This window comes from Stenotrophomonas sp. BIGb0135, assembly GCF_024810105.1.
Lineage (GTDB): Bacteria > Pseudomonadota > Gammaproteobacteria > Xanthomonadales > Xanthomonadaceae > Stenotrophomonas > Stenotrophomonas maltophilia_AB.
In genome coordinates this window covers 93,868-116,219 of sequence record NZ_JANUDX010000011.1, presented here as the reverse complement: position 1 = coordinate 116,219, position 22,352 = coordinate 93,868, and the positions used below count along the sequence as shown (strand labels likewise).

Genomic DNA, 22,352 nt, shown 5'->3' with positions numbered 1-22,352 from the left:
GAAAACGTGGGAGAGGAAAAGGCGGACGCGTCGCTCAGTGCGGTGCGTCGTGCGGCGGTGGGCGGAACAACGGCGAGATGATCCAGACCAGGCCGATGCCGAACAACAGGGTCAGGCCGAAGGCGCGCAGCGCCGGCGTGGCCGACAGGCCGAGCAGGCCAAACGACAGCCAGGTGCTGGCCGCGCCCACGCACACCGCCAGCCATGCGCTGGCATCGCCGCGGTGCTCGATCAGGAAGATGCCGTAGTCGATGCCCATGCCCAGCAGCAGCATCAGCGCCAGCACGTTGAACAACTGCAGCGGCTGGCCGAACAGGCCGAGCAGGGCCAGGGTGAGGGCGCCGGCCACCAGGGTCGGGGCGAACACGCGCCAGGCTTGCGCGCGGTAGCGCCAGTACAGCACCGCGAACACCAGCACGATGCCAACCAGCAGCAGCCCGCTCATCAGCTTGCGGTAATGCTTGAGCAGCTTGGAGAAGTCGGCGGTGCGATCGACCCAGCGCACGCCCGGGATGCCCTGGGCCTGCGCTTCAAGCAGGGTGAGGGCATCGGCACGCGACAGGTCATCGACCATCACCACCGACGCCAGGCCGCCGCCCACCTTGCCCAGCCACAGGTGCCGGAACGGCATCGCCGCCGGCGAGGCCAGGAACGCATCGGCGTCCAGGTCGCTGGCCGCGTAGTCCGGGCGTGCCAGCGGTTCGCCGACCGCCTCGCCCACCTTGCCGAGCACCTGCGGCTCGACCCGGGCGGTGAGCGCGGCATCGGCGTGCTGGCGCTGGCGGGAGGGCAACCAGTCGCTGATCGCGCGATAGCCGCCGATCTGCTTTTTGGTGGACAGCACGCGCAGGCGTTCTATCAGCGCCTCTTCGCGCTGCAGTACCTGCTCGGCGTCATCGCCCTGCACCAGGTAGAACTGCGCGGGGCTGGGCATGCCCAGCATCTGGCTGATGCGGATCTGCTGGTCGATCAGGGTCTTGGGCGAGGACTGCAGGCTGCGCAGGTCGTCGTTGCTGCCGAGGCGGGCGATGCCGACTGCCGAGAACACCGCCGCCACGCCCAGGAACAGGACGGTACGGCGGCCCTGCAGGCGGGGCCAGCGCTCCAGGGTGCCCCCCAGCCAGCGCGCGAACCGCGTGCTGCGGATCTCGCCGCCGTCCAGCCACGGGAACCAGAAGATCACCGTCAGGAACGCGGCGGCCAGCCCGACCACCGAGAACAGCGCCATCTGGCGCAGGCCGGGGAACGGTGCCAGGCCCAGCGCCAGGTAGGCCAGTGCGCTGGTCAGCAGGGCCAGCCACAGGCCGGGCAGCAGGTGCCGCAGCAAGCGCCAGCGGCGGTCGGCCGGCTCGGCCTGGCGCGAAGCGAACCAGTGGATGCCGTAGTCCTCGGCCACGCCGACCAGCGAGGCACCGAACACCAGCGTGAGCACATGCACCTTGCCGAACACCAGCACCGTCACCGCCAGCGCCACGCCGCAGCCGATCAGCAGCGAGGCCGCCACCAGCAGGATCGGGCGCAACGAACGGAACGCCAGCCAGACCAGCAGCAGCACCGCGGCCAGCGAGCCCCAGCCGATCGTGTTGATCTCGCGATTGGCCTGCACCGCCGCGGCTTCGGCATGCAGCGGCACGCCGGCGCGCAGCACCTCCAGCCCCGGCGCCTGTTTGGCCGCGGCGGCGGTGGCCGCATCGAGCAGCACATCGATATGGCGCTCGCCGTCGAGCTGGAACGCCGAGCCGACCGTGTCGTACTGCACGATCGACCAATGCTTGCCCTCGGCCTCGAGCAGGCCGTCATCGCCCACGCGCAGCCCGGACCCCAGCGCGCGCTCCTGCCACCACTGCGGCCACAGCGACAGCGGGTCCTGCCGCCATTCGGTCAGCCGCGGCGCGCCCATCGGGCCATACAGCGCGGCCAGTGCCGACGCGGCCAGGCCATCGACCGGCTCGGCCTGCAGGCGCTGGCGCTGGTCGCTGGTCAGCAGGCGGTCGCGGTACGGTGCATAGAACGCACGCGCCTGCTCGAACCAGCCTTCGATCGAACCACTGTCCACCAGCAGCGCCTTGCCTTCGGCGCTGTCACGCAGCGCGCGGCGGAAGGCCTGCTCGGCCGCCTTGGTCCGCGCCGCGTCGGCACTGCCCAGCAGCACCACGATCTGGCGCGCATTGGCATCGGCGATGCGCCGGGTGACATCGGACAGCAGGCGGTCGTGCGCATCCTGCGGCAACAGCGCCAGGATGTCGGTGTCGATCCGCGACTGGCTTTTCCACAGGTGCCATTGCTGCGCGCCCAGGCCGATCAGCACCAGCAGCCAGAGGATGGCCAGCCAGCGCCACACGCGCTGCAGCCGTCCGTTCGGGGACAGGGCGTTGCCCTGCCCCGCGTGCAGGGACTCATTCAAACTTGCGTCCCTCGTCCGCGCTCAGCTGCGCCGGGGTCTCGCGCATGCCGGCGAAGTGGATGCGGGTGACGTCCTGGTTGGCTTCGGTGATCTGCACCTCGCGCACGTAGCGGTCGCCACTCAGCGCCAGCCCGGTGAACACCTTGGCCAGCATCGCCGAGCGCGGGCTCAGCTGCATCGTCCAGCCGTTGTTGGGCAACGCCTCCACCTTGACCGTGAACTGCGCCGACAGCGCCTGCGCATCGCCGCTCATCAGCGCGAACATGATCGCGTTGACCGACCGCATCGCCGGCTGCTGGCGGCCGTCCAGTTCGACCCGGCTGCTGCCGTCGCGCTGGCGGCTGAGGATGCGGTCACGGGTCACCACCACTTCGGACGGGAACGGCTTGAGCGTGGTCCAGATCACGCCGTGGTCCTGGGCCAGCACGAAGCTGCCCTGCGAGCGCAGCGGGTTCTTGAAGCCGGCCACCTGCTTCTCCTGGGTGAATTCACCGCGCAGCACGCCGACCTTGGCCACGCGCTGCTTGACCAGATCGACATCGGCGACCGCCGGCGCGGCCAACGCGGGCACGGCCACCAGCAACGACAACAGCACGACCAGCGTGCGCAGCAGAGCGTTCATTGCACTTCAACTCCCAGACGGTCCCACAGCACGGACGGGCACAGGTACAGCATTTCGTTGGTGACCGCGTCCACGGCCACCTGGATGGTGTGGGCGCGGGTCAGCACCGCGCCGCTGTCGGCATCGAGGATCTCGTAGGCGATCTTCAGCCGGTTTTCCCATTCGGTGATGGTCGCGCGCACGCGCAGCGCCTGCCCGTACAGCAATGGCCGGATGTACTTCACCCGCGCATCCACCACCGGCCAGAGGTAGCCGGACTCGCGCATCTGCGGGTAGTCGTAGTCGTAGCGCTGCAACAAGGCGCAGCGCGCGATCTCGAAGTACTTGAAGTAGTTGCCGTGCCACACGACGTGCATCGGGTCGCAGTCATGGAAGGTGGGCGACAGCGCCACCTCCCCACTGAGGTCAGGCCTGGTCATACAGGCTCCAGCGCTGGCCACGGATGTCCTCGAGCAGCGCCCGCAGTTCGCGATCCAGGGCACGGTCTTCATCGACCAGCGCGATACGTGCGCACAGGTCCTGGTACATCGCATCCAGTTCGCCATGCAGGGTGGCGTTCATACCCACCCGCTGGCGCAGCGCCACGCCCTGGCGGGCGGTGATCAGCAGCGCGGCAACCACCTGCTCGGTCAGCTCGATCACGCGCAGGCAGTCGCGCGCGGCGATGGTGCCCATGCTGACCTTGTCCTGGTTGTGGCATTCGGTGGACCGCGAAAACACCGAGGCCGGCATGGTCTGCTTGAGTGCCTCGGCGGTCCACGCCGACACGCTGATCTGCAGCGCCTTCAGGCCATGGTTGATCGCCGCGCGCGGGCCGCTGGCGCCGGACAGGTTGGCCGGCAGGCCATGGTTGTAGCGTGCGTCCACCACCAGCGCCATCTGCCGGTCGAGCAGATCGGCCAGGTTGGCGATGGCGTTCTTCAGCGCATCCATCGCAAAGGCGATGTGGCCACCGTAGAAATGCCCGCCGTGCAGGATGCGCTCGCCGTCGGCGTCGATCAGCGGGTTGTCGTTGGCGCTGTTGAGCTCGGTTTCGATCAGCTGGCGGAAGAACGGCAACGCGTCCTGCACCACGCCGATCACGTGCGGGGCGCAGCGCAGCGAGTAGCGGTCCTGCAGGCGCTGTTCGTTGCGCGGCGGACGGTCGCTGTGCAGGTCCTGGCGCAGCCGCGCGGCGATCTGCATCTGGCCCGGGTGCGGCTTGGCGGCAAACAGCATCTCATCGAAATGGTGCGCGTTGCCGTCGCTGGCCAGCACGTTGAACGCGGTCAGGCGCGTGGCCAGCCGGGTCAGGTAATCGGCGCGGTCGTACGCCAGGCAGGCCAGCGCGGTCATCACCGCGGTGCCGTTCATGATCGCCAGGCCTTCCTTGGGGCGCAGCCGCAGCGGGGTCATGCCGATCTCGGCCAGGACCTCGGCGGCCGGGCGGCGCGCGCCCTGGTACATCACCTCGCGCTCGCCGCACAGCACCGCGGCCACGTAGGACAGCGGGGTGAGGTCGCCACTGGCGCCGACCGAGCCTTCGGCCGGGATCAGCGGCAGCACGTCGTGGCGCAGCAGCGTGGCCAGGCCCTGCAGTAGCGGATGGCTCACCCCGGACATGCCGCGCACCAGCGAGGCCAGCCGCGCGGCGATCACCGCGCGCGTCTCGTTCTCGTCCAGGAAACGGCCCAGGCCGCAGCCATGGTAGGTGAACAGGTGGTGCGGCAGCTCGGCGACCAGCGCCGGCGGGATGTTGACCGTGCACGAGTCGCCGTAGCCGGTGGTCACCCCATAGATGACGCCGTCTTCGCGCAGCAGGCGGTCGAGGAAATCGGCCGCCTTCTGGATGCGTGCCTGGAAGGCCGGATCGTCGCTGACCACGGCCTGGGCCTGGCGCTGCGAGAGCGCGACCACGTCTTCGATGGTCAGCGGCGCATCGCCGAAGCGGATGTCGGGGGGATTACTTGCCATGAGATGCCTGATCCCAGAAGGGGAAGAAATTGAACCAGTCCAAGGGTGCCTGGGTGACCTGAACTTCCAGCCACCGGGCGAATTGTTCGGCCTGCGCGGTCAGCGCGGCATCGCGCGAGCCGCGCGGCAGCACGATGCGGTCGCTGAAGTGCTCGAAGCGCACGCGGTAGCCGTCGCCTTCGTGCAGGCAGGCCATCGTGTAGACCGGGCAGGCCAGCGCGGACGCCAGCACGTAGGCGCCGATCGGAAACTGCGCGACATGGCCGAGGAACGGGGCCGGCACGGTGCGCCCGCCGCGCAGCGGCACGCGGTCGCCGACGATGGCCACGAAGCCGCCGTCGGCCACGCGGTGCTGCAGCTCCACCGCCGTGGCCGGGCCCATGTCGGTGACCTGCATCAGTTCGACCGAGGCCAGCGGGTCCAGCCGCTGCATCAGCCGATTGAAGCGCTGTGCGTGCGCGGTATGCACCAGCACGGTGATGCGGAAGCCGGGCACCTGTTCGGCCAGCACCTGGCACAGTTCCAGGCAGCCGATGTGCGCGGTGAGGATCAACCCGCCCTCGCGGCGCGCGATCTTCTCCAGCATCAGGTCGCGCTGCAGGCGGATATGGCTGGGCGGATAGCGGCCGCCCAGGCCGAGCAGCTTGTCCAGCAGGGTGTCGGCGAACAGCGCGAAGTGTTTCAGGCTGGTCCAGCGCCCCGGCACGTGGCCGAGCACGCCGGTATGCGCCTGCAGCCGGCGCAGGTACTGCTGCGAGGACTGCCGTGCCACGCGGTTGCCAAGCCAGTGGCACACCACCACCGGGTACACGCACAGGCGGAACGGCCAGCGCCCGAACCAGCGGTGCACCCAGCACAGGAACAGCACCCCGGCGGCCGAGGTGGTCTCGCCCAGGTCGGCCCAATGCGGGGCGGTGGCCGGTGCCGGCGCGGTCATGCCGGTGGCGCTCCCACCGGCGCGGCGCCGCGCAGGCGGCGCCACAGCAACCGTGGCGCGCGGGGCAGCATGCCGAAGAACAGGCGGGTATGCATGCGGCTGATGCGCACGTTGTCGCGCCACACATCGAAGTGCGACACGCCATCGCTGGGATACGTGACCCTGGTCGGCAGGCTGATCACCGGCACGTCGCGCCAGAACAGCCGCACCAGGATCTCGCTGTCGAAGTCCATGCGCCGGCCGATGGTTTCCTCGCCCACCAGCCGCGTCACCGGCGCCAGCGGATACAGCCGGAAGCCGCACATCGAGTCGCGGATGTGCAGCGACAGCGTGTTGATCCACACCCAGATGTGGGTGGCATAGCGGCCATACAGGCGTGCCTTGGGCACGCTGGCATCGTAGGCGGGGATACCGCAGATCACCGCGTCCGGGTGCTGTCGGGCCAGCGCGACGAAGCGCGGGATATCGCCCGGATCGTGCTGGCCATCGGCATCGATCTGCAGCACGTGGCTGTGCCCGCGCCGCGCGGCCTCGGCGAACCCGGCCAGCATCGCCCCGCCCTTGCCCTGGTTGTGCGGCAGGCGCAGCAGCGCCACCTGCGGCGCATGCGCCGTGGCGAGGGCATCCAGCACCCGCGCGCAGCCCGGGTGGGAGCCGTCATCCACCAGCAGGCAGGGCAGCCCGCTGGCGAGTACGCCGCGCACCACCGCGCCGATGGCGTGTTCGTGGTCGTACACCGGGATCACCACCAGCGGGGCGAAGGGCGCCGCCGGCATCGCACGGGACGGCGTTTCATGCATCGCCGAACACCACACGGCCACTGGCATGCACGCCATGGTCGGACACGTAGCGGAAGGTCAGCACCGATTTGGCGGCATCCCAGCCCAGGCTGAGCTGCAGGCAGTCGCCCGGGCGCGCCACATGCTGGAACTTCAGCGCATCCATCCGCTCGAAGCGCGGCGGCATGCGGAACACCTGGCGTGCATAGTGGATCGCCCAATCCAGCTGGACCACCCCGGGCAGGATCTTCGCCTGCGGGAAGTGCCCGTCGAAGGCGATCAGGTCCGCCTCCAGCGGCAGGTGGAGCACCGCCGCGTCGGCCTCGCGCTGCTGCCACTGCACCGTCGGCAACACCGGCCGGAACAATGCCGCCAGCGCCGCGGCGGTCACCTTGCCCTGAGCATTGATCGGCAGTTCGTCGACGAAGCGCCAGCGCCGCGGGCGGGTCACGGCATCATGGCTGCTGGCCAGGTGCGCGCCGAGCGCCTGTGCCTGGCGGCGGCGCTGCGCGTCATCCCAGCCGGCCACCCCGGCCGGCTGCGGCACGACCACGGCGGCCAGCTGCTCGCGCGCGCCCGGCAGCACCAGCACTCGCACGTCCTGCACGTCCGGGTGGGTGCGCAGCTGGTGTTCCAGCGCGTCCAGCGAGACCCGGCGCTCTTCGATCTTGACGATGCGGTCGGCCCGGCCGAGCAGGCGGAAGCTGCGCCCGGCATCGGCTTCGACCCTGTCCTGGGTCTGCCACCAGGCACGGTCCTGCAGGTGCGGCGAGGACACCGACAGGCAGCCGCCCTCGATCCGCCAGGCCACGCCGGGCAGCGGGTGCCACTGCGGCTGCTCGGCACTCCAGCGGCGCCAGGCGATGCCGCCGGTCTCGCTGCTGCCGAACACTTCGGTCGGCGCCACCCCCAGCAGTGCGCCGGCCTGCAGCGCGGCCTCTTCCGGCAACGGCCCGCCGGAGGAGAACACCGCGCGCAGGCGGCCCCGCAGCGAAGACCAGTCCAGCTGCCCGGGCAGGCGCTTGAGGTGGGCCGGCGTGGCCACCAGCACCGACGGCCCCTGCGCCAACGCGCTGACCAGGTCTTCGTGGAAGAAGCGCCGCGGCTGGATCGCGCGCCCGGCCGCCAGCGGCCACAGCACGCGGAACAGCAAGCCATAGATGTGCTGGTGGGAGACGGTGCCATGCACCTGCGCACCCTCCAGCTGCTCGCCGAAGGCGGCCTGCAGCGCATCCACCTCCCGGGTCAGCTGGTGCATGCGCTTGACGATCGCGCTCGGCGCGCCGGTGCTGCCGGAGGTGAACACCACCAGCTCCAGCCGGTCTTCGTCCAGCGGCAGCAGCGGTACATCGGCCAGCGCTTCGCGATCAGGGGGCAGCGGTGCGTAGCGGGCCGGCACGTCACCGGCGAACCCGGCCACCCGCGGGCTCAGCCCGTCCAGCGTGGCCGGCAGGTTGTCGCCGCCGAGGAAGACCCGCTTGCCGGCATGCCAGGCCCCCAGCAGGGCGGCGGCGAACACCAGCGTGTCATCGAAGTACAGCGCCCAGTCGCTGCCGGGCGCGCGCGCGAACGCCTGCTGCCAGCACAGCACCTGCTGTCTGAAACGCGGGTGGTCGACCACCCCGTCCGGCGCGTGGCCCACGATCCGGCCCGGCAGCGCGGACACGGCCAGGCGATCCAGTGCGATCCATTCAGCCATGCGCGTGCGCCGCCTTGACCCGTCGCCGCACCAGCCATTCCCCACCAAACAGAGCACCCATCATCACGTACGCCAACAATCCGTTGTACAGCGCCCAGACCTGATTGGACGCCCACAGCGCCGTGATCAGGGCCAGACCCCCGTTGAAGACAAAGAAGCCGCACCACACCCAGGTGACACGGCGGGTATAGACCACCGCGAACGGCGGCAGGTCCGGCTCGCTCAGGCGCGCCAGGCGTTCCACCGCGCTGGGCGGGAAGCGCAGGCTGGTGGCGAAGATCACCAGCATCACCGCATTGACCAGCGCCGGGTACAGCTTCAGCGGCAGCGCCTGGTTGAACGCGGTGGCCACCAGCGCCAGCACCCCGGTGCCCAGCGCAGCCACCCACCACACCGGCTGACGGGTGGTGAGCGCGCGCAGCGCAGCCAGGCTGAACAGCAGCAGCGACAGCCAGCGCGGCTCGAAGCGGCCCAGCGACAGGTACACCACCAGCGGGTATGCCAGCGACAGCAACGCAAACGCCGCGACGCGCACCCGGACCATGGTCAGTGTCCTGCGGCAGCCGTCAGGCGGCTGCTTGACCGGGCAGCAGCCCGTGCACCACGTCGACGATGTCCTGCACGGTACGCACTGCCTTGAATGCCTCCGGCTGCAGGTTGCGACCGAGCAGCGGCTTGAGCTGCACGATCAGGTCGACCGCGTCGATGCTGTCGATGTCCAGGTCGTCGTACAGGCGGGCTTGGGGCGTGATGCGCGCCGGCTCGATCTCAAAGCTGTCCTTGAGGATCTTGACGATGCGATCGAAAAGTTCGTTCTTGGTCATGGCAAATCCTGACGCGCCGTTACGACGGCTGGCGTGCGGCGACAAACTCGCTCAGGGCACGCACGCTGGAGAAATGGCGACGGGTCTCTTCCGAATCCGCGGACAGGCTGACACCGTACTTTTTCTGCAGGGCCAAACCAAGTTCAAGCGCGTCGATCGAATCCAGGCCCAGTCCCTCCACGAACAGAGGGGCCGCAGGATCGATGTCTTCGGGAGTGATGTCTTCCAGTGAAAGCGATGAAATGATCAATTCCTTGATCTCGTGCTCAAGTGCCTGCACGGCTCGGTTCTCCAGCGAAGTCAAAGTAATGGGCAAGATGATCGGTCACGCGCCGCGCCGCCAAGGCATCCCCCCTGGGCGTGTCACCGGCTACTGCCAGGAAGGGGGCGATCGGGAGATCTTCCCCGACTTCCAGCTGAACGTGAAAACGCCGTGATGGCACACGATACCATTTCTGGCCCTTGGTCAGGGTAGGCGGGGTGCAGGTGATCCTGACCGGGGTTATGTCCAGCCGCCCGCGCACGGCGATGTTGGCCGCCCCGCGCTGCAGGCGCAGTGGCTGGCCGGGCACGGTCCGGGTGCCCTCGGGGAAGATGACCAGGTTGCCGCCGGCCTGCACCGCGGCGATGCAGTCGTCGATCAGCCCTGCCCCGTCGTCGTTGGAGACATAGCCAGCCGCGCGCACCGGGCCACGCATGAACGGGTTGCAGGCCACGGCCTGCTTGACCACACAGTCGGCATTGGGCAGCTGGGCGATCAGCAGGACCACGTCGATCAGGGTGGGATGGTTGGCCAGGATCAGCAGGCCGTTGCGCTGCAGGCGCTCGGCGCCACGGATCTCATAGGTCATCACCCCCAGCCGGCGCATCAGCCCGACATGGCTGGCGAAGCTGAATTGCACCAGGCGCCGGGCGAGGCTGCGGCGCCTGGCCGGGTGACGCACCAGGAACAGCAGCGGGAACAGCAGGCCGCCCAGCAGCAGGCCGCCGAGTCCGAACACGGCAAAGCTCAGGCCGGTGCCGAACACCCGCCAGGCATGGTTCAGACGGGCCGGCCAGCGCTCAGCCATGGCGCTGCCAGGTCCATTGTTGGCCGTCGGCGGCCATCTGCAGGCGACTGTCGCCGGCCAGCAGGAAGCGCATGGCATCCAGCCCGTGCGGCAGCGCGGCCGCCGGGCTGTCGGCGGTGGCCGCGCCCCAGCCCAGCGACAGCCGGATGCCGGGGCGGTCGGCCCGGGCCAGCCGCCAGCACCAGGCGTAATAAGGGTCGGGCTCGTCGGCAAAGCCGGCGTACACCGGGGGCAGCGGCGATTCGTAGATCACCACGCGGACTTCCTCGGCACCGTCGGCCAACAGGCCATAAGCCTCGATGCAGGCGGCCTCGACCGTGGCGCGGCCGGCGGCCAGGGCCAGATAGTTGCCGCGGTGGCTGCGGGCGATGGAGTACAGCGCGGCCACCGCGTTGTGCACGGACAGGCCGAACGCGGTCGGGGACATGCTGTTGTCGGTGCGCAGGCTGTCCAGCAACTCCATCGAGCGGGCCACGTCGCCGTGCCGTGAGGCGAACACCAGCGGGACCTGGCCGTCGTCATCGGGCTGTTCGCACCAGCAGGCCGCCTGGATGGCCATGCGGCCCAGGCGCTCGATCCGGCGCCGCTGCATGGCCGGCACTTCGGACAGCGCAGGGGTGTCCTCGCCGTGCGGCAACGCGGGGGCCTGCGCCCATGCCTGCCAGTCCTGCTTCGACGCCAGGCCCGGTGCCCAGGCCGACCAATCCACCACTGAAAACTCGATCATTCACGCCAACATGTTGATGGGCACCCGGGGCGCAGTGCTTGAAGGGGGCGCGCCGGGGCCTTGGACGGAGCCTGCCCGACCCGCAGACACTTCCCCGTGTGTGCAGTGGGCAGCAGGCGCGAGGCGACGCGATGATCCCGGTGGCGCGGCTGGGACATCGCAGCGCACCGCCGTAAAAAGGAGCGCACGCTATCATGACACCCTTGGCACTGGCAGCATTCACAATCTGAAATGAGCAGCACCCTCCCGCACGCATCGACCCCGGCGCTGGCCTCCCCTCCCACCGCAGCCGCGCTGTTCAGCATCGCCTACCGGCCTGCCGCGCGGCGCGAGGCGGCGTTGGCCGACCCGTGCACCCTGGCGGTGTTCGGCTTCGGTGACCGCGATGCGCGGCTGGACGGGGACCCGCGCTGGCTGCAGGTGCCGCTGGCCGAGCACGGTGCGGCGCAGGTGGAGGTATGGCGTTCGCCGACGCCGGTGCGCTGCGGGGTGACCGACGGGGTCCGGTGGTCGCACAACGAGGCGGTGCTGTTCGGGGTGCTGGAGATCGCGGAGGTCGACGGCGATATCGAGTCGGCCGCGGCGGATGCCTACGCGAGGATGAGCAGCTTCCTGGCCAGTTGCGGATTTCCGCACCTGCTGCGGACGTGGAACTACCTGGATGCGGTGACCGAGGGCGACGGCGACCAGGAGCGCTACCGCCGTTTCTGCGTGGGCCGGGTGCGCGGGCTGCGCGAACTGGACGAGGCCGCGCTGCCCGCGGCGACGTGCATCGGGCGTTTCGACGGTGACCGACGGCTACAGGTGTACTGGCTGGCCGCGCGCGAGGCCGGGCTGCCGCTGGAGAACCCGCGCCAGGTCAGCGCCTTCCGCTACCCGCGCCAGTACGGGCCGCAGTCGCCGAGTTTCTCGCGGGCGCTGCTGGCACCGGAGGCGACGGGGTTGCCCTTGCTGCAGTCGGGGACGGCGGCGATCGTGGGCCATGTGTCGCAGCACACCGGTGCGGTGGACGAGCAGTTGCGCGAGACGCTGACCAATCTGCAGAGTCTGGTGGACGCAGCCCGCCGGCAACGGCCGACGTTGTCACCGACGCTGAGCGCCGATTCGGTGCTGAAAGTCTATGTGCGCCGGGCCGGGGACATGCCGGCGGTGGCCGCGCAGATGGCCGCCCTGCCGGGCGCCCCGGCCTTCGTGGTCCTGCACGCCGAGGTCTGCCGCGCCGAACTGCTGGTCGAGATCGAAGGCCTGCACGGCTGAGCCGCGCCCGAACGCGTCCTGCCCGGCACGCACCGGCCAACCGTAGAGCCGACCGTCGGTCGGCTGCCTCAAACACGGCCCCGCCCGGTAGAGCCGACCGTTGGTCGGCTGCATGTCTCAAACCCGGCCCCGCCCGGTAGAGCCGACCGTTGGTCGGCTGCATGTCTCAAACACGGCCCCCGCCCCGGGTAGAGCCGACCGTTGGTCGGCTGCATGTCTCAAACAAGGGAGCCCACCCCAGGTAGAGCCGACCGTTGGTCGGCTGCATGTCTCAAACACGGCCCCCGCCCCGGGTAGAGCCGACCGTTGGTCGGCTGCTCTGGACCCCTTCCACGGCCAGCACCCGCCCCTCAGTGATACCCCGCGTCCGCCCGCACCTTGCCGCGGAACACCCGGTAGGACCAGGCCGTATAGCCCAGGATCACCGGCAGCAACACCACCAGCCCGACCAGGCTGAAGCCCAGCGACGACGCCGGCGCGGCCGCCTGCCACAGGGTCATGCTCGGCGGCAGCAGGTACGGCCACATGCCCAGCACCAACCCGATGAAGCCCAGGATGAACAAGGCCAGGGTCAGCAGGAACGGCGGCAGGTCGCGCCTGGGGTGCATCGCGCTGCGCCACAACGCCACCGCCACGCCCAGGGTCAGCAACGGCACCGGCGACAGCCACCAGAAGTTGCCGTCGCTGAACCAGCGCGCCATCAGCCTCGAATCCAGGAACGGCAACCAGGTGCTCACCAGGCCCATGAACACGATCACCGCCACCACCAGCGGCCGGGTCAACGTGCGCGCGAACGTCTGCTCGCGGCCCTCGGTCTTCAGGATCAGCCAGGTGCTGCCCAGCAGCGCGTAGCCGAACACCACCGCCGCGCCGGTCAGCATCGAGAACGGGCTGAACCAGCTGAACGCCCCGCCCACGTACCGGCCATCCACCACCTGCAGGCCCTGCACCAGCGCGCCCAGGATCACGCCCTGTGCGAACGCGGCCAGCAGCGAGCCCAGCCCGAAGGCCACGCTCCACAACCGCCGCGAGCGGTGCGCCTTGAACCGGAACTCGAACGCCACGCCGCGGAACACCAGCGCCACCACCAGCAGCAGTACCGGCAGGTACAGCGCCGACAGCAACGCCGCATACGCCTTGGGAAACGCCGCCATCAGGCCCGCGCCGCCCAGTACCAGCCAGGTCTCGTTGCCGTCCCAGATCGGCGCGGCGGTGTTCATCATGATGTCCAGCTGTTCCTCGTCCTCGGCCATCGGCGCGAGGATGCCGATGCCCAGCACGAACCCATCCAGCACCACGTACATCAGCACGCCGAAGCCGATCACCGCAAACCATGCCACCGGCAGCCAGGTTGTCATCTCCATCTCAGCGCTCCTCCAGCGGTTCGTCGGCACCGGACAGCGGCCGCGCCGGGGTATGGCTGCCGGCTTCCAGGGCCGGTGCCGGCGCATGCGGTTTGGGCCCGGTGCGGATGATCTTGACCAGGTACCAGATGCCCCAGCCGAATACGAACGCGTAACCGACCACGTACACGCCCAGCGACAGCGCGGTCATCCACGCACTCTGCGGGCCGACCGCGTCGGCGGTGCGCAGCACGCCATAGACCACCCACGGCTGCCGCCCCATCTCGGTAACGAACCAGCCGGATATCAGCGCGATGAAGCCGCTGGGGAGCATCCAGTTCCAGCCGCGCACCAGCCAGCGCGACTGCAGCAGCTTGCCGCGCCACCACTGGAACGCCGACACCCAGGCCAGCAGCAGCATCAGCGTGCCCAGCCCGACCATGATGCGGAAGGCGAAGAACACCGGCACCACCGGCGGCCGCTCGCTGGCCGGCACGGAGGTCAGCGGGTCGAAGGTGCCCTCCAGCGAATGGGTGAGGATCAGGCTGCCCAGCCGCGGGATCGCGATTTCATAGTCGTTGCGCTCGGCCTTTTCGTTGGGCAGCGCGAACACCACCAGCGGCACGCCCTCGCCCTCGCCTTCCGCATGCCAGTGCGCTTCCACCGCGGCGATCTTCATCGGCTGGTGCTTGAGCGTGTTCAACCCGTGCATGTCGCCGACGAAGATCTGCACCGGGACGGTCAGCGCCGCGAACGCGACGGCCGCCAGCAGCATGGTGCGCCCGGCTTCCACGTGGATGCCCTTGCGCAGGTACCACGCGCCGACGCCGCCGATCACAAAGCAGGTGGTGATGAACGAGCCCAGCGCCATGTGCGCCAGGCGGTACGGGAAGGAGGGGTTGAACACCACCTGCCACCAGTCCTGCGGGTGCACGATGCCGTCGATCATCGCGTAGCCGGCCGGGGTATGCAGCCAGCTGTTGGACGACAGGATCCAGAACGTGGAAAACAGCGTGCCCAGCGCCACCATGCAGGTGGACAGGAAGTGCAGGCGCGGCGACACCTTGCCCCAACCGAACATCATCACGCCGAGGAAGCTGGCTTCCAGGAAGAACGCGGTGAGCACTTCATAGGTGAGCAGCGGGCCGATCACGCTGCCGGCCACTTCGCTCAGCCGCGGCCAGTTGGTACCGAACTGGAAGGCCATGACGATGCCGCTGACCACGCCCATGCCGAAGGACACCGCGAAGATCTTCTGCCAGAAGAAATACAGCTCGCGCCAGACGGGGTTGCCGGTGCGCAGCCAGCGCGACTCCACGAATGCCAGCCAACTGGCGGTACCGATGGTGAAGGCCGGGAACAGCACATGGAAACTGATGACGAACCCGAACTGGATCCGCGACAACAACAACGCGTCCACGTGACGCCTCCGACGGGTTTCTGGAAATCCGCACCAGTCTGGGCCGGTATCCGTGAAAGGCACATGCGACCCGGTGACGCGCTGCTTCACTTTGTCGCAGGGGGAGCCCGGTCTTGGGTTGGCGGGTGATTCAGAGGGCAAGGCCCTTCGCCCAGGGTTACCGCGAGCGTGAGGGCCCCGCAGTGGCCGGTAGGCCCCTGGTGCGGTGTCCCCCGGCCGCGTAGCGGCCTCCTCCTTTATTTTGCCCAGGAGCCTACCGGCCGCTACGGGGCTCGGCTTGCGGTAAGCAAGTGGACGCCGGGCTTTGCGGGGCCTGTCGGTGGGTCGGGCGCTGGGGCCCCCTACCCTTGGAGGCGAAATAAAGGAGGAGGGGGCGGCCGCAGGCCGACACCGGGGGCGTCGCCGAAAAGGGTAGGGGGTCCCGGCGCCCGACCCACCGACTGCCGCGTTTGCCTCTCGCAGATCACCAGCGCACGCCCATGACCTGTGGCCCCTTCCCGCGGCCCTTGCGGCTGCTACGCTTGCAGGGTTTTCTACTACGGTGCCGCCCGCAATGCCCAGAACGCTGCCCTTGTCCCTGCTGCTGCTCGCCGCCCTCGGCGGTACTGCCCACGCGGCGCCGACGCCGATCACCATCGAGCAGGCCATGGCCGACCCGGACTGGATCGGTCCGCCGGTCGAGAGCGCCTGGTGGTCCTGGAACAGCCAGCAGGTCGAGTACCAGCTCAAGCGCACCGGCAGCCCGGTCCGTGACACCTTCCGCCAGCCGCTCAGCGGCGGCGTGGCCGCGCAGGTGGCCGATGACCAGCGCGGCACCCTCGACGTGGACAGTCCGGTCTACGACAGCGCGCGCCAGCGTGCGGTGTTCGTCCGCAATGGCGATGTGTTCGTGCGCGACCTGCGCAGCGGCGCGCTGACCCAGCTGACCCGCAGCTCGGAGAAATCCAGCGCCGTCAATTTCGCCCGCGACGGCGGGGTGATCTGGCGCACTGGCCAGAACTGGTTCCACTGGACTGCCAACGCTGGCGTGCAGCAGGTGGCCAGCCTGAAGGCCGAGAAGAACCCCGATGACGCGCCCAAGGCCGACGTACTGCGCGACCAGCAGCTGCGCACCCTGGCCACCCTGCGCAACGACCGCGCCCAGCGCGAGGCGCTCAAGGCGCAGGAAGCCAGCTGGCGCCGCGCCGACGGCACCCGTGCGCCGGGCCCGGTGTACCTGGGCGCCGAGGTGGAGATCGTCGACAGCGTGCTGTCCCCGGATACCCGCAGCCTGATCGTGGTCACCAAGCCCAAGAGCTTCGATGAAGGCCGCGGCGGCAAGATGCCCAAGTACGTGACCGAATCCGGTTACGAAGAATTCGAGGACACCCGCACCCGTGTCGGCCGCAATGACCCCGAGCCGCACGCGCTGTGGCTGGTGGATGCGGTGAGCGGCACGGTCAAGCCGCTGTCGCTGGACGGCCTGCCGGGCATCGCCACCGACCCGCTGGCGTCGCTGCGCAAGGCCGCCGGCAAGGACGCGCTGAAGGGCAACCGCACCGTGGAAGTGCTCGGCGGCCCTGGCGCGCCCGGGATCCGCTGGAGCGCCGACGGCCAGCAGGCGGCGATCATGCTGCGCGCCAACGACAACAAGGACCGCTGGATCGCCAGCGTCAGCCCGGCCAATGCCAGGCTGGAGAACCGCCACCGACTCACCGATGCGGCCTGGATCAACTGGAGCTTCAACGATTTCGGCTGGTCCAACGACAACCGCACGCTGTGGCTGCTGTCGGAGGAATCGGGCTATTCGCACCTTTACACCCAGCAGGGCACGGCCAAGCCGCAGGCGCTGACCGGCGGCAAGTGGGAAACCTCGATGCCGGTGCCCAGCGCCGACGGCCGCGGTTTCTACTTCCTGTGCAACCAGCAGAGTCCGGGCGACTACGAAGTGTGCGCGGTCGACAACGCCAGCAGGCAGGTGCGTGAGCTGACCTCGCTCAACGGCGTGGAAGACTTCTCGCTGTCGCCGGATGGCCAGCAGCTGCTGGTCCGCTACTCCGGCGCCTACCTGCCGGCGCAGCTGGCGGTGGTGCCCACCGGCGGCGGCCAGGCCAGGATCCTCACCGATACCCGTACCGCCGCCTTCAAGGCCCGCGAGTGGATCCAGCCCAAGCTGGTGCAGGTGCCGTCCAAGCATGGCGCCGGCGTGGTCTGGGCCAAGTATTACGGCCCGGAAACCCCTGAACCGGGCAAGCAGTACCCGATCGCCATGTTCGTGCACGGCGCCGGCTACCTGCAGAACGTGCACCAGCGCTACCCGGCCTACTTCCGCGAGCAGATGTTCCACAACCTGCTGGTCCAGCAGGGCTACATCGTGCTGGACATGGATTACCGCGGCAGCGAGGGCTACGGCCGCGACTGGCGCACGGCGATCTACCGCAACATGAGCCACCCGGAGCTGGAGGATTACAAGGACGGCCTGGACTGGCTGGTGGCCACCCGGCAGGGCGACCGTGCCCACGCCGGCATCTACGGCGGTTCCTACGGCGGCTTCATGACCTTCATGGCGCTGTTCCGCTCGCCGGGCACGTTCAAGGCCGGCGCCGCGCTGCGCCCGGTGGTGGACTGGCACCAGTACAACCACGGCTACACCGCCAACATCCTCAACACCCCGGACATCGACCCCGAGGCCTACCGCACCTCCTCGCCGATCGAGTACGCCGAGGGCCTGCAGGACCACCTGCTGATCGCGCACGGGATGATGGATGACAACGTGTTCTTCCAGGACTCGGTCAACCTCACCCAGAAGCTGATCGAGCTGCACAAGGACAACTGGTCCATCGCGCCCTACCCGCTGGAACGCCACGGCTACGTGCGTCCGGACTCGTGGCTGGACCAGTACAAGCGCATCCTCAAGCTGTTCAACGAGAACCTGAAGTGAGCCAGGCCGCGGCGCCGATCGAGATCGTCGCCGCGGTCATCCGCGACGCCACCGGCCGCGTGCTGGTGGTGCGCAAGCAGGGCTCGGATACCTTCATCCAGCCCGGTGGCAAGCCCGAACCGGGCGAAGCACCGCTGCAGACCCTGGCCCGCGAGCTGGACGAGGAACTGGGCGTGCGGCTGGAGGCGGCCAGCGCCGTGCCGCTGGGGCGCTTCGAGGCCTGGGCAGTGCACGAAACAGGCCGTCGGGTGCGGGCCCAGGCGTGGCTGGTGCAGGTCGACGGCATGCCGCAGGCACGCGCGGAAATCGCCGAACTGGCCTGGGTGCCGGTGCAGCCGCCGCATGGACGACGCTTGGCAGCATTGAGCCAAGACCATATCCTGCCCGCGGCCGCACGTGCGGTGGTGGCAGGCTGACGCCTGTCGCCGACTCGACCAGGACACCGGATGTCATCGCTGCTTCCCCCGCCCCTGCCCAACGCCCGCGCTGCGGTCGATCCGTTGGCACCCCCGAAATTCCTCTCGCCGATGACCAAGTCGGTGCTGGCCCTGTGCGTGGTCTCGGCCGTGTGCTGGGTGGCTGCCGCCCTGGTCGCCGCACCGCTGTCCAGCGCGAGCTGGCTGCAGGAGCTCATGCACGACCAGGACCTGTCCTGGCTGGCGCCGTCGCTGCGCTGGCTGGGTGCCAACGCGGTGGCCTTCTGCGTGGCCATGCTGCTGGTCTCCGTGGCCGGCGTGGTGGCCTGCTGGGGCATGCTGTACCGCCAGCGCTGGGCGCTGTGGCTGTTCATCGTGCTGCTGGTGGTGACCGCGCTGTTCAACTTCGCCTGCAGCTGGGTGCTCGATGACGGCTTCCGCCACCTGCTGGACTATCTGGGCAGCGAGACAGCCGGCGTGGAGATGCGCGACCTGCGCAACGAACTGCTGATCCAGCGCATGACCTTCCTGGTGACCACGGTCACCTCGTCGATCGCCTTCGCCGGCCTGCATGGCTGGCTGGTGGTGCGCCTGCTGCGCGCCGACGTGACGGCGTGGTTCCAGCGCTGAGCCACCCGTGCGTTCGTGGCCGCGCCTCTGCCTGAGGCCGGCGCGTCTCGTTTTCCGTTCAAGGATGCTGTCGTGACTCCTGCTGTTTTCTCGCGCCGCCGTTTTGCCGGCTGGCGCGCCCTGGCCGTCCTCGTCCTGGCCGCTGCCAGCCTTCCCGCCGGCGCCCAGTCGATGGCCTGCGGCAGCTACACCCGGGACGACGGCAATGCCGTGCTCATCATCGAGAGCGAGGGGCATGGCTTCCTGACCTCGCCCCATGCGCCCACCGAGGAACTGCGCCTGGCCCGCAGCGAAGACGTGCTGGGGATGGTCAACCTGGCCACCGGAGACATGGAAAACTGGTCCTTCGGCGAAGGCGACCGCACGCTGACCGGCGGTTACCACGACTTCGTGCGCGACACGGCCGCCGCCTGCAAGCCCTTCTACGCGGTTGAAGAGGGCAGCTGTCGCGCCGATCCCGTCGCCTGCCTGGAAGACTTCCTGGAGGCCGAGCCCGCGCAGCTGCGGCAGTGGTGTCGCGAGGACGTGCCGGTGGCCTGCAAGCGCCTGATCGAGCTGTACGAGCGCCAGGCCAACGAGGCCGCGCCGGAGCAGGCGCCGCCCTTCGAGAAACCGGCGCAATGCGATGAGACCGCCAAGGTCTTCGATGCCGAGGTCTGCATGCGCCTGCTTGAGACGGTGGCCGGCGAGATCATGGGCAAGGCGCTCACCGGGCTGAGCCGCGCCCCGCAGGCCACGCTGCCCGCTGCACAGCTGGTCGAGCTGGCGGACCTGTGCCGGCAGCACCCGCGCGAGGAATTCTGCCAGAGCGTGGCCCAGGCGCTGTGGGACGCCGGCCGGCTGCTGGACGCACGCCAGGCCCTGCAGCATGCCTGCAGCGAGCGGCCGCAGGCCCAGGCCTGCAGCCTGGTCGCGCCGTTGCTCGGACTGTCGGTGGCGGCGTTGTCGCCGCAGCCCACCACCACCCTGCCCTGTGGCACCTACCAGGCCGAAACCGGCTTGCCGTCGGGCCTTCGCTTCGGTGACGACGGCGTGGTGCAGGTGATCGGCTACGCCACCCGCCTGCGCGCGAGCGTGCAGGACGAGCGGATCCACCTGCGACGCGACATCGGCGACGATTTCGTGCTGCAGGCCACCGAGGACGGCAGCCTGGTGGGCATGGACGGCAGCACCCGCTTTGCCCATTACACGCGCCGGCCCGGCGCCACCGACGCCTGCAGCAGTGGACCGCGGGCGTTCCTGGAGATCGTCCAGCCGTTGGACTGCCCCACGCTGGACCGCGCGGGCGGCGCGGAGGCCTGCTGCAAGGCCGGCCAGCTGCTGGGCTGCAGGATCGCCGCCACCACGCGTGTCCGCGCGGACGACTGGCGCGGCGCGCAGCCGTACTACGCGGCGCTGTGCAGCGCAGGCGTGCGCGCAGGCTGCGTGGGCCTTGCCGAGGTCTTCGAACACACCGGTGACGAGGCCGTGCCGGCGGCCTTGAAGGCCATCTGCGTCGCCGGCGGCGTGGCCCATACCGCCTGTGACGTAGACGCTACGCGCGACTGGCCGGCGCTTCGCGCGATGGTGCGCGCGATCGCTGAAGACGCTGCACGCCGCGAGTGACGCCCGCGGCGGCCACGCCAACCGTGCGCGTCTGCGGCCTGCGGTAAAGTAGCGCCATGAATGAATTCGAGCGCGTGCGCAGTTATCTGACCGACCTGCAGGACCGCATCTGTGCGGCCGTGGAGGCGGCCGACGGCCGCGCCCGCTTTGCCGAGGATGTCTGGCAGCGCGCCGAAGGCGGTGGTGGGCGCACCCGCATCCTGCGCGATGGCGCGGTGTTCGAGCAGGCCGGGATCGGCTTCTCCGACGTGGCCGGCACCCGCCTGCCGCCGTCGGCATCGGCCAACCGGCCGGAACTGGCCGGGGCCTCGTGGCGTGCCACCGGAGTCTCGCTGGTGTTCCACCCGGCCAATCCCTACCTGCCCACCACGCACGCCAACGTGCGCTACTTCCGTGCCGAGCGCGACGGGGTGGAAGTGGCCTCGTGGTTCGGCGGCGGTTTCGACCTGACCCCGTTTTACCCGTTCGACGAAGACGTGCAGCACTGGCATGGCGTGGCGCGTGACCTCTGCGCGCCGTTTGGCCAGGAGCGGTATGCCGAGCACAAGCGCTGGTGCGACGAGTACTTCTTCCTGCGCCATCGCAACGAGACGCGCGGCGTGGGCGGGCTGTTCTTCGACGACCTGCACGGCGACTTCGAACGTAATTTCGCGTACCTGCGCGCGGTCGGCGAGGGTTTCCTGGACGCGTACCTGCCGATCGTGGCGCGGCGCAAGGACACCCCGTACGGCGAGCGCGAACGCGAGTTCCAGTTGTACCGCCGTGGCCGCTACGTGGAATTCAACCTGGTTTACGACCGTGGCACGCTGTTCGGCCTGCAGAGCGGCGGGCGCAGCGAGAGCATCCTGATGAGCCTGCCGCCGCGGGTGCGCTGGGAGTATGGCTTCCAGCCGGAGGCCGGCAGCGACGAGGCCCGCCTGGCCGATTACCTGGTGCCGCGCGACTGGGTGTAACCGAACGCGGCACCGCAGCGGCCGTAGCGTTAGCGATGGGGGACGCGCATACGGTCGATGGTTGTCCCGGCGGGTAGAACCCCCCCGTGGGTGGCTGCGGTCCCGAACGATGGCATCCACGCACGGCGTGGATCTATGCCTTCTGCGGATCTACGCCTTCTTCGGCACGATGGTGATGTGGCCGTTGATTTCCAGCACCGCCAGGGCGACGTCGTCGATCGACAGGCAGCCCTGCTGGCGCAGCGCGGCGTCGAGGTCGGACTGGGTCACCATTTCGCGCCGGAGCACCGAGTCGAGCACCTTGCCATCGCGCGCGATCAGCACCGGCTCGCCTTCGACCAGCGTTTCCACGCGCCGGCTGCGCGTGCTCAGCCAGCCCACGCCGTAGTTGAGCAGGATCAGCGTGGCCGCCAGCAGCAGGCCACCGCCCAACGAGGTGTCCTTGCCCAGCAGGGCGTTCTGCACCGCGTTGCCCAGCAGCACGATCAACAGCACGTCGAAGGGCGTGATCTGGCCCAGCGCGCGCTTGCCCGACAACCGCACCATGCCCAGTACCAGCACGTACACCACCACCGCGCGCAGGATGAATTCCCACCATGGCATGGCCAATGCAAACAGATCGCTCATGCGACTCTCCCCGGTCAAGCCCACAGCATGGGCCGCCCGCAGGGTCCACGGCAATCGGCACGGCGCGCTCTGATCCGGGGCGCCGCGCAGGGGTTACGACGGCGCAAATAAAAAGCCCCGCCGACCAGGGGGAGGTCAGCGGGGCCGGGGAACGGGCGCTTGGGGA

At 69.4% G+C, this 22,352-nt stretch carries 21 protein-coding genes; 6 read left to right on the top strand and 15 right to left on the bottom strand.

Annotated elements, in window-relative coordinates; genetic code table 11:
• Positions 1 to 34 precede the first annotated feature (34 nt).
• The 12 genes from M2421_RS18350 to M2421_RS18295 are packed head-to-tail and all read right to left on the bottom strand — an operon-like array spanning position 35 to position 11,015.
• A complete protein-coding gene (locus M2421_RS18350) occupies positions 35 to 2,404 on the bottom strand; it encodes a hypothetical protein (protein ID WP_259209506.1) in 2,370 nt (789 codons plus the stop codon).
• Positions 2,397 to 3,026, bottom strand: a complete 630-nt coding sequence (locus M2421_RS18345) for an outer membrane lipoprotein carrier protein LolA (RefSeq protein WP_259209504.1) — start codon at positions 3,024 to 3,026, stop codon at positions 2,397 to 2,399. Before M2421_RS18345 ends, M2421_RS18350 begins: the two co-directional genes overlap by 8 nt.
• On the bottom strand, positions 3,023 to 3,445 hold the full coding sequence (locus tag M2421_RS18340) for an acyl-CoA thioesterase (RefSeq protein ID WP_259209503.1): 423 nt from the start codon (positions 3,443 to 3,445) through the stop codon (positions 3,023 to 3,025). The genes M2421_RS18345 and M2421_RS18340 overlap by 4 nt, the downstream gene beginning before the upstream one ends.
• Positions 3,432 to 4,979, bottom strand: coding sequence for an aromatic amino acid ammonia-lyase (locus tag M2421_RS18335; RefSeq protein WP_259209500.1), 1,548 nt, complete (start codon positions 4,977 to 4,979; stop codon positions 3,432 to 3,434). The genes M2421_RS18340 and M2421_RS18335 overlap by 14 nt, the downstream gene beginning before the upstream one ends.
• A complete protein-coding gene (locus M2421_RS18330) occupies positions 4,969 to 5,916 on the bottom strand; it encodes an acyltransferase (protein WP_259209499.1) in 948 nt (315 codons plus the stop codon). The genes M2421_RS18335 and M2421_RS18330 overlap by 11 nt, the downstream gene beginning before the upstream one ends.
• Positions 5,913 to 6,716, bottom strand: a complete 804-nt coding sequence (locus tag M2421_RS18325; protein WP_259209496.1) for a glycosyltransferase family 2 protein — start codon at positions 6,714 to 6,716, stop codon at positions 5,913 to 5,915. The genes M2421_RS18330 and M2421_RS18325 overlap by 4 nt, the downstream gene beginning before the upstream one ends.
• The gene (locus M2421_RS18320; RefSeq protein WP_259209494.1) at positions 6,709 to 8,394 is read right to left on the bottom strand and encodes an AMP-binding protein; all 1,686 of its coding nucleotides are present in this window, start codon (positions 8,392 to 8,394) and stop codon (positions 6,709 to 6,711) included. The genes M2421_RS18325 and M2421_RS18320 overlap by 8 nt, the downstream gene beginning before the upstream one ends.
• Entirely contained in the window at positions 8,387 to 8,938 is a 552-nt protein-coding gene (locus M2421_RS18315; protein WP_259209491.1) for a hypothetical protein, read from the bottom strand. Before M2421_RS18315 ends, M2421_RS18320 begins: the two co-directional genes overlap by 8 nt.
• A 22-nt stretch (positions 8,939 to 8,960) precedes the next feature.
• Complete coding sequence (locus M2421_RS18310) at positions 8,961 to 9,218, bottom strand: acyl carrier protein (RefSeq protein ID WP_038685533.1); 258 nt, start codon at positions 9,216 to 9,218, stop codon at positions 8,961 to 8,963.
• A gap of 19 nt (positions 9,219 to 9,237) precedes the next feature.
• Positions 9,238 to 9,498, bottom strand: a complete 261-nt coding sequence (locus M2421_RS18305) for a phosphopantetheine-binding protein (RefSeq protein ID WP_228886160.1) — start codon at positions 9,496 to 9,498, stop codon at positions 9,238 to 9,240.
• Positions 9,485 to 10,288, bottom strand: coding sequence for a lysophospholipid acyltransferase family protein (locus tag M2421_RS18300; protein ID WP_259209486.1), 804 nt, complete (start codon positions 10,286 to 10,288; stop codon positions 9,485 to 9,487). Before M2421_RS18300 ends, M2421_RS18305 begins: the two co-directional genes overlap by 14 nt.
• A complete protein-coding gene (locus M2421_RS18295) occupies positions 10,281 to 11,015 on the bottom strand; it encodes a beta-ketoacyl synthase chain length factor (protein ID WP_259209483.1) in 735 nt (244 codons plus the stop codon). Before M2421_RS18295 ends, M2421_RS18300 begins: the two co-directional genes overlap by 8 nt.
• Positions 11,016 to 11,246: 231 nt before the next feature.
• On the opposite strand from M2421_RS18295, the gene M2421_RS18290 reads away from it, so the two are divergent.
• Positions 11,247 to 12,272: a pteridine-dependent deoxygenase gene (locus M2421_RS18290; RefSeq protein WP_259209481.1), complete on the top strand. Its 1,026-nt coding sequence runs from the start codon at positions 11,247 to 11,249 to the stop codon at positions 12,270 to 12,272.
• Positions 12,273 to 12,622: 350 nt separating this feature from the next.
• On the opposite strand, the gene cydB is transcribed toward M2421_RS18290, so the two are convergent.
• Together cydB and M2421_RS18280 are read right to left on the bottom strand one after the other, a co-directional pair.
• Positions 12,623 to 13,636, bottom strand: a complete 1,014-nt coding sequence (gene cydB, locus M2421_RS18285) for a cytochrome d ubiquinol oxidase subunit II (protein ID WP_259209477.1) — start codon at positions 13,634 to 13,636, stop codon at positions 12,623 to 12,625.
• A gap of 1 nt (position 13,637) precedes the next feature.
• Positions 13,638 to 15,035: a cytochrome ubiquinol oxidase subunit I gene (locus tag M2421_RS18280; protein ID WP_259209476.1), complete on the bottom strand. Its 1,398-nt coding sequence runs from the start codon at positions 15,033 to 15,035 to the stop codon at positions 13,638 to 13,640.
• A gap of 553 nt (positions 15,036 to 15,588) precedes the next feature.
• On the opposite strand from M2421_RS18280, the gene M2421_RS18275 reads away from it, so the two are divergent.
• The 5 genes from M2421_RS18275 (at position 15,589) to hemF (ending at position 21,559) form a co-directional block, all read left to right on the top strand.
• Positions 15,589 to 17,955, top strand: a complete 2,367-nt coding sequence (locus tag M2421_RS18275) for a S9 family peptidase (RefSeq protein WP_259209474.1) — start codon at positions 15,589 to 15,591, stop codon at positions 17,953 to 17,955.
• Entirely contained in the window at positions 17,952 to 18,371 is a 420-nt protein-coding gene (locus tag M2421_RS18270) for an NUDIX domain-containing protein (RefSeq protein ID WP_259209471.1), read from the top strand. Before M2421_RS18275 ends, M2421_RS18270 begins: the two co-directional genes overlap by 4 nt.
• Positions 18,372 to 18,401: 30 nt before the next feature.
• Positions 18,402 to 19,001 (top strand): hypothetical protein, encoded by a 600-nt coding sequence (locus tag M2421_RS18265; RefSeq protein ID WP_259209469.1) that lies wholly within the window; start codon positions 18,402 to 18,404, stop codon positions 18,999 to 19,001.
• A gap of 72 nt (positions 19,002 to 19,073) precedes the next feature.
• Positions 19,074 to 20,606, top strand: a complete 1,533-nt coding sequence (locus M2421_RS18260; RefSeq protein ID WP_259209466.1) for a hypothetical protein — start codon at positions 19,074 to 19,076, stop codon at positions 20,604 to 20,606.
• Between the two features lie 56 nt (positions 20,607 to 20,662).
• On the top strand, positions 20,663 to 21,559 hold the full coding sequence (gene hemF / locus M2421_RS18255; RefSeq protein WP_259209464.1) for an oxygen-dependent coproporphyrinogen oxidase: 897 nt from the start codon (positions 20,663 to 20,665) through the stop codon (positions 21,557 to 21,559).
• A gap of 150 nt (positions 21,560 to 21,709) precedes the next feature.
• Here the strand turns inward: hemF and M2421_RS18250 are convergent, their stop codons facing one another.
• Entirely contained in the window at positions 21,710 to 22,186 is a 477-nt protein-coding gene (locus tag M2421_RS18250; RefSeq protein ID WP_259209462.1) for a YetF domain-containing protein, read from the bottom strand.
• Between the last annotated feature and the right edge of the window lie 166 nt (positions 22,187 to 22,352).

What these genes read in the sequence shown, in the direction of transcription:
- M2421_RS18345 (WP_259209504.1), bottom strand. Translation starts at nt 3,026, where the DNA reads ATGAACGCTCTGCTGCGCACGCTGGTCGTGCTGTTGTCGTTGCTGGTG.
- M2421_RS18340 (WP_259209503.1), bottom strand. Translation starts at nt 3,445, where the DNA reads ATGACCAGGCCTGACCTCAGTGGGGAGGTGGCGCTGTCGCCCACCTTC.
- M2421_RS18335 (WP_259209500.1), bottom strand. Translation starts at nt 4,979, where the DNA reads ATGGCAAGTAATCCCCCCGACATCCGCTTCGGCGATGCGCCGCTGACC.
- M2421_RS18330 (WP_259209499.1), bottom strand. Translation starts at nt 5,916, where the DNA reads ATGACCGCGCCGGCACCGGCCACCGCCCCGCATTGGGCCGACCTGGGC.
- M2421_RS18325 (WP_259209496.1), bottom strand. Translation starts at nt 6,716, where the DNA reads ATGCATGAAACGCCGTCCCGTGCGATGCCGGCGGCGCCCTTCGCCCCG.
- M2421_RS18320 (WP_259209494.1), bottom strand. Translation starts at nt 8,394, where the DNA reads ATGGCTGAATGGATCGCACTGGATCGCCTGGCCGTGTCCGCGCTGCCG.
- M2421_RS18315 (WP_259209491.1), bottom strand. Translation starts at nt 8,938, where the DNA reads ATGGTCCGGGTGCGCGTCGCGGCGTTTGCGTTGCTGTCGCTGGCATAC.
- M2421_RS18310 (WP_038685533.1), bottom strand. Translation starts at nt 9,218, where the DNA reads ATGACCAAGAACGAACTTTTCGATCGCATCGTCAAGATCCTCAAGGAC.
- M2421_RS18300 (WP_259209486.1), bottom strand. Translation starts at nt 10,288, where the DNA reads ATGGCTGAGCGCTGGCCGGCCCGTCTGAACCATGCCTGGCGGGTGTTC.
- M2421_RS18295 (WP_259209483.1), bottom strand. Translation starts at nt 11,015, where the DNA reads ATGATCGAGTTTTCAGTGGTGGATTGGTCGGCCTGGGCACCGGGCCTG.
- M2421_RS18290 (WP_259209481.1), top strand. Translation starts at nt 11,247, where the DNA reads ATGAGCAGCACCCTCCCGCACGCATCGACCCCGGCGCTGGCCTCCCCT.
- cydB (WP_259209477.1), bottom strand. Translation starts at nt 13,636, where the DNA reads ATGGAGATGACAACCTGGCTGCCGGTGGCATGGTTTGCGGTGATCGGC.
- M2421_RS18275 (WP_259209474.1), top strand. Translation starts at nt 15,589, where the DNA reads ATGCCCAGAACGCTGCCCTTGTCCCTGCTGCTGCTCGCCGCCCTCGGC.
- M2421_RS18265 (WP_259209469.1), top strand. Translation starts at nt 18,402, where the DNA reads ATGTCATCGCTGCTTCCCCCGCCCCTGCCCAACGCCCGCGCTGCGGTC.
- hemF (WP_259209464.1), top strand. Translation starts at nt 20,663, where the DNA reads ATGAATGAATTCGAGCGCGTGCGCAGTTATCTGACCGACCTGCAGGAC.
- M2421_RS18250 (WP_259209462.1), bottom strand. Translation starts at nt 22,186, where the DNA reads ATGAGCGATCTGTTTGCATTGGCCATGCCATGGTGGGAATTCATCCTG.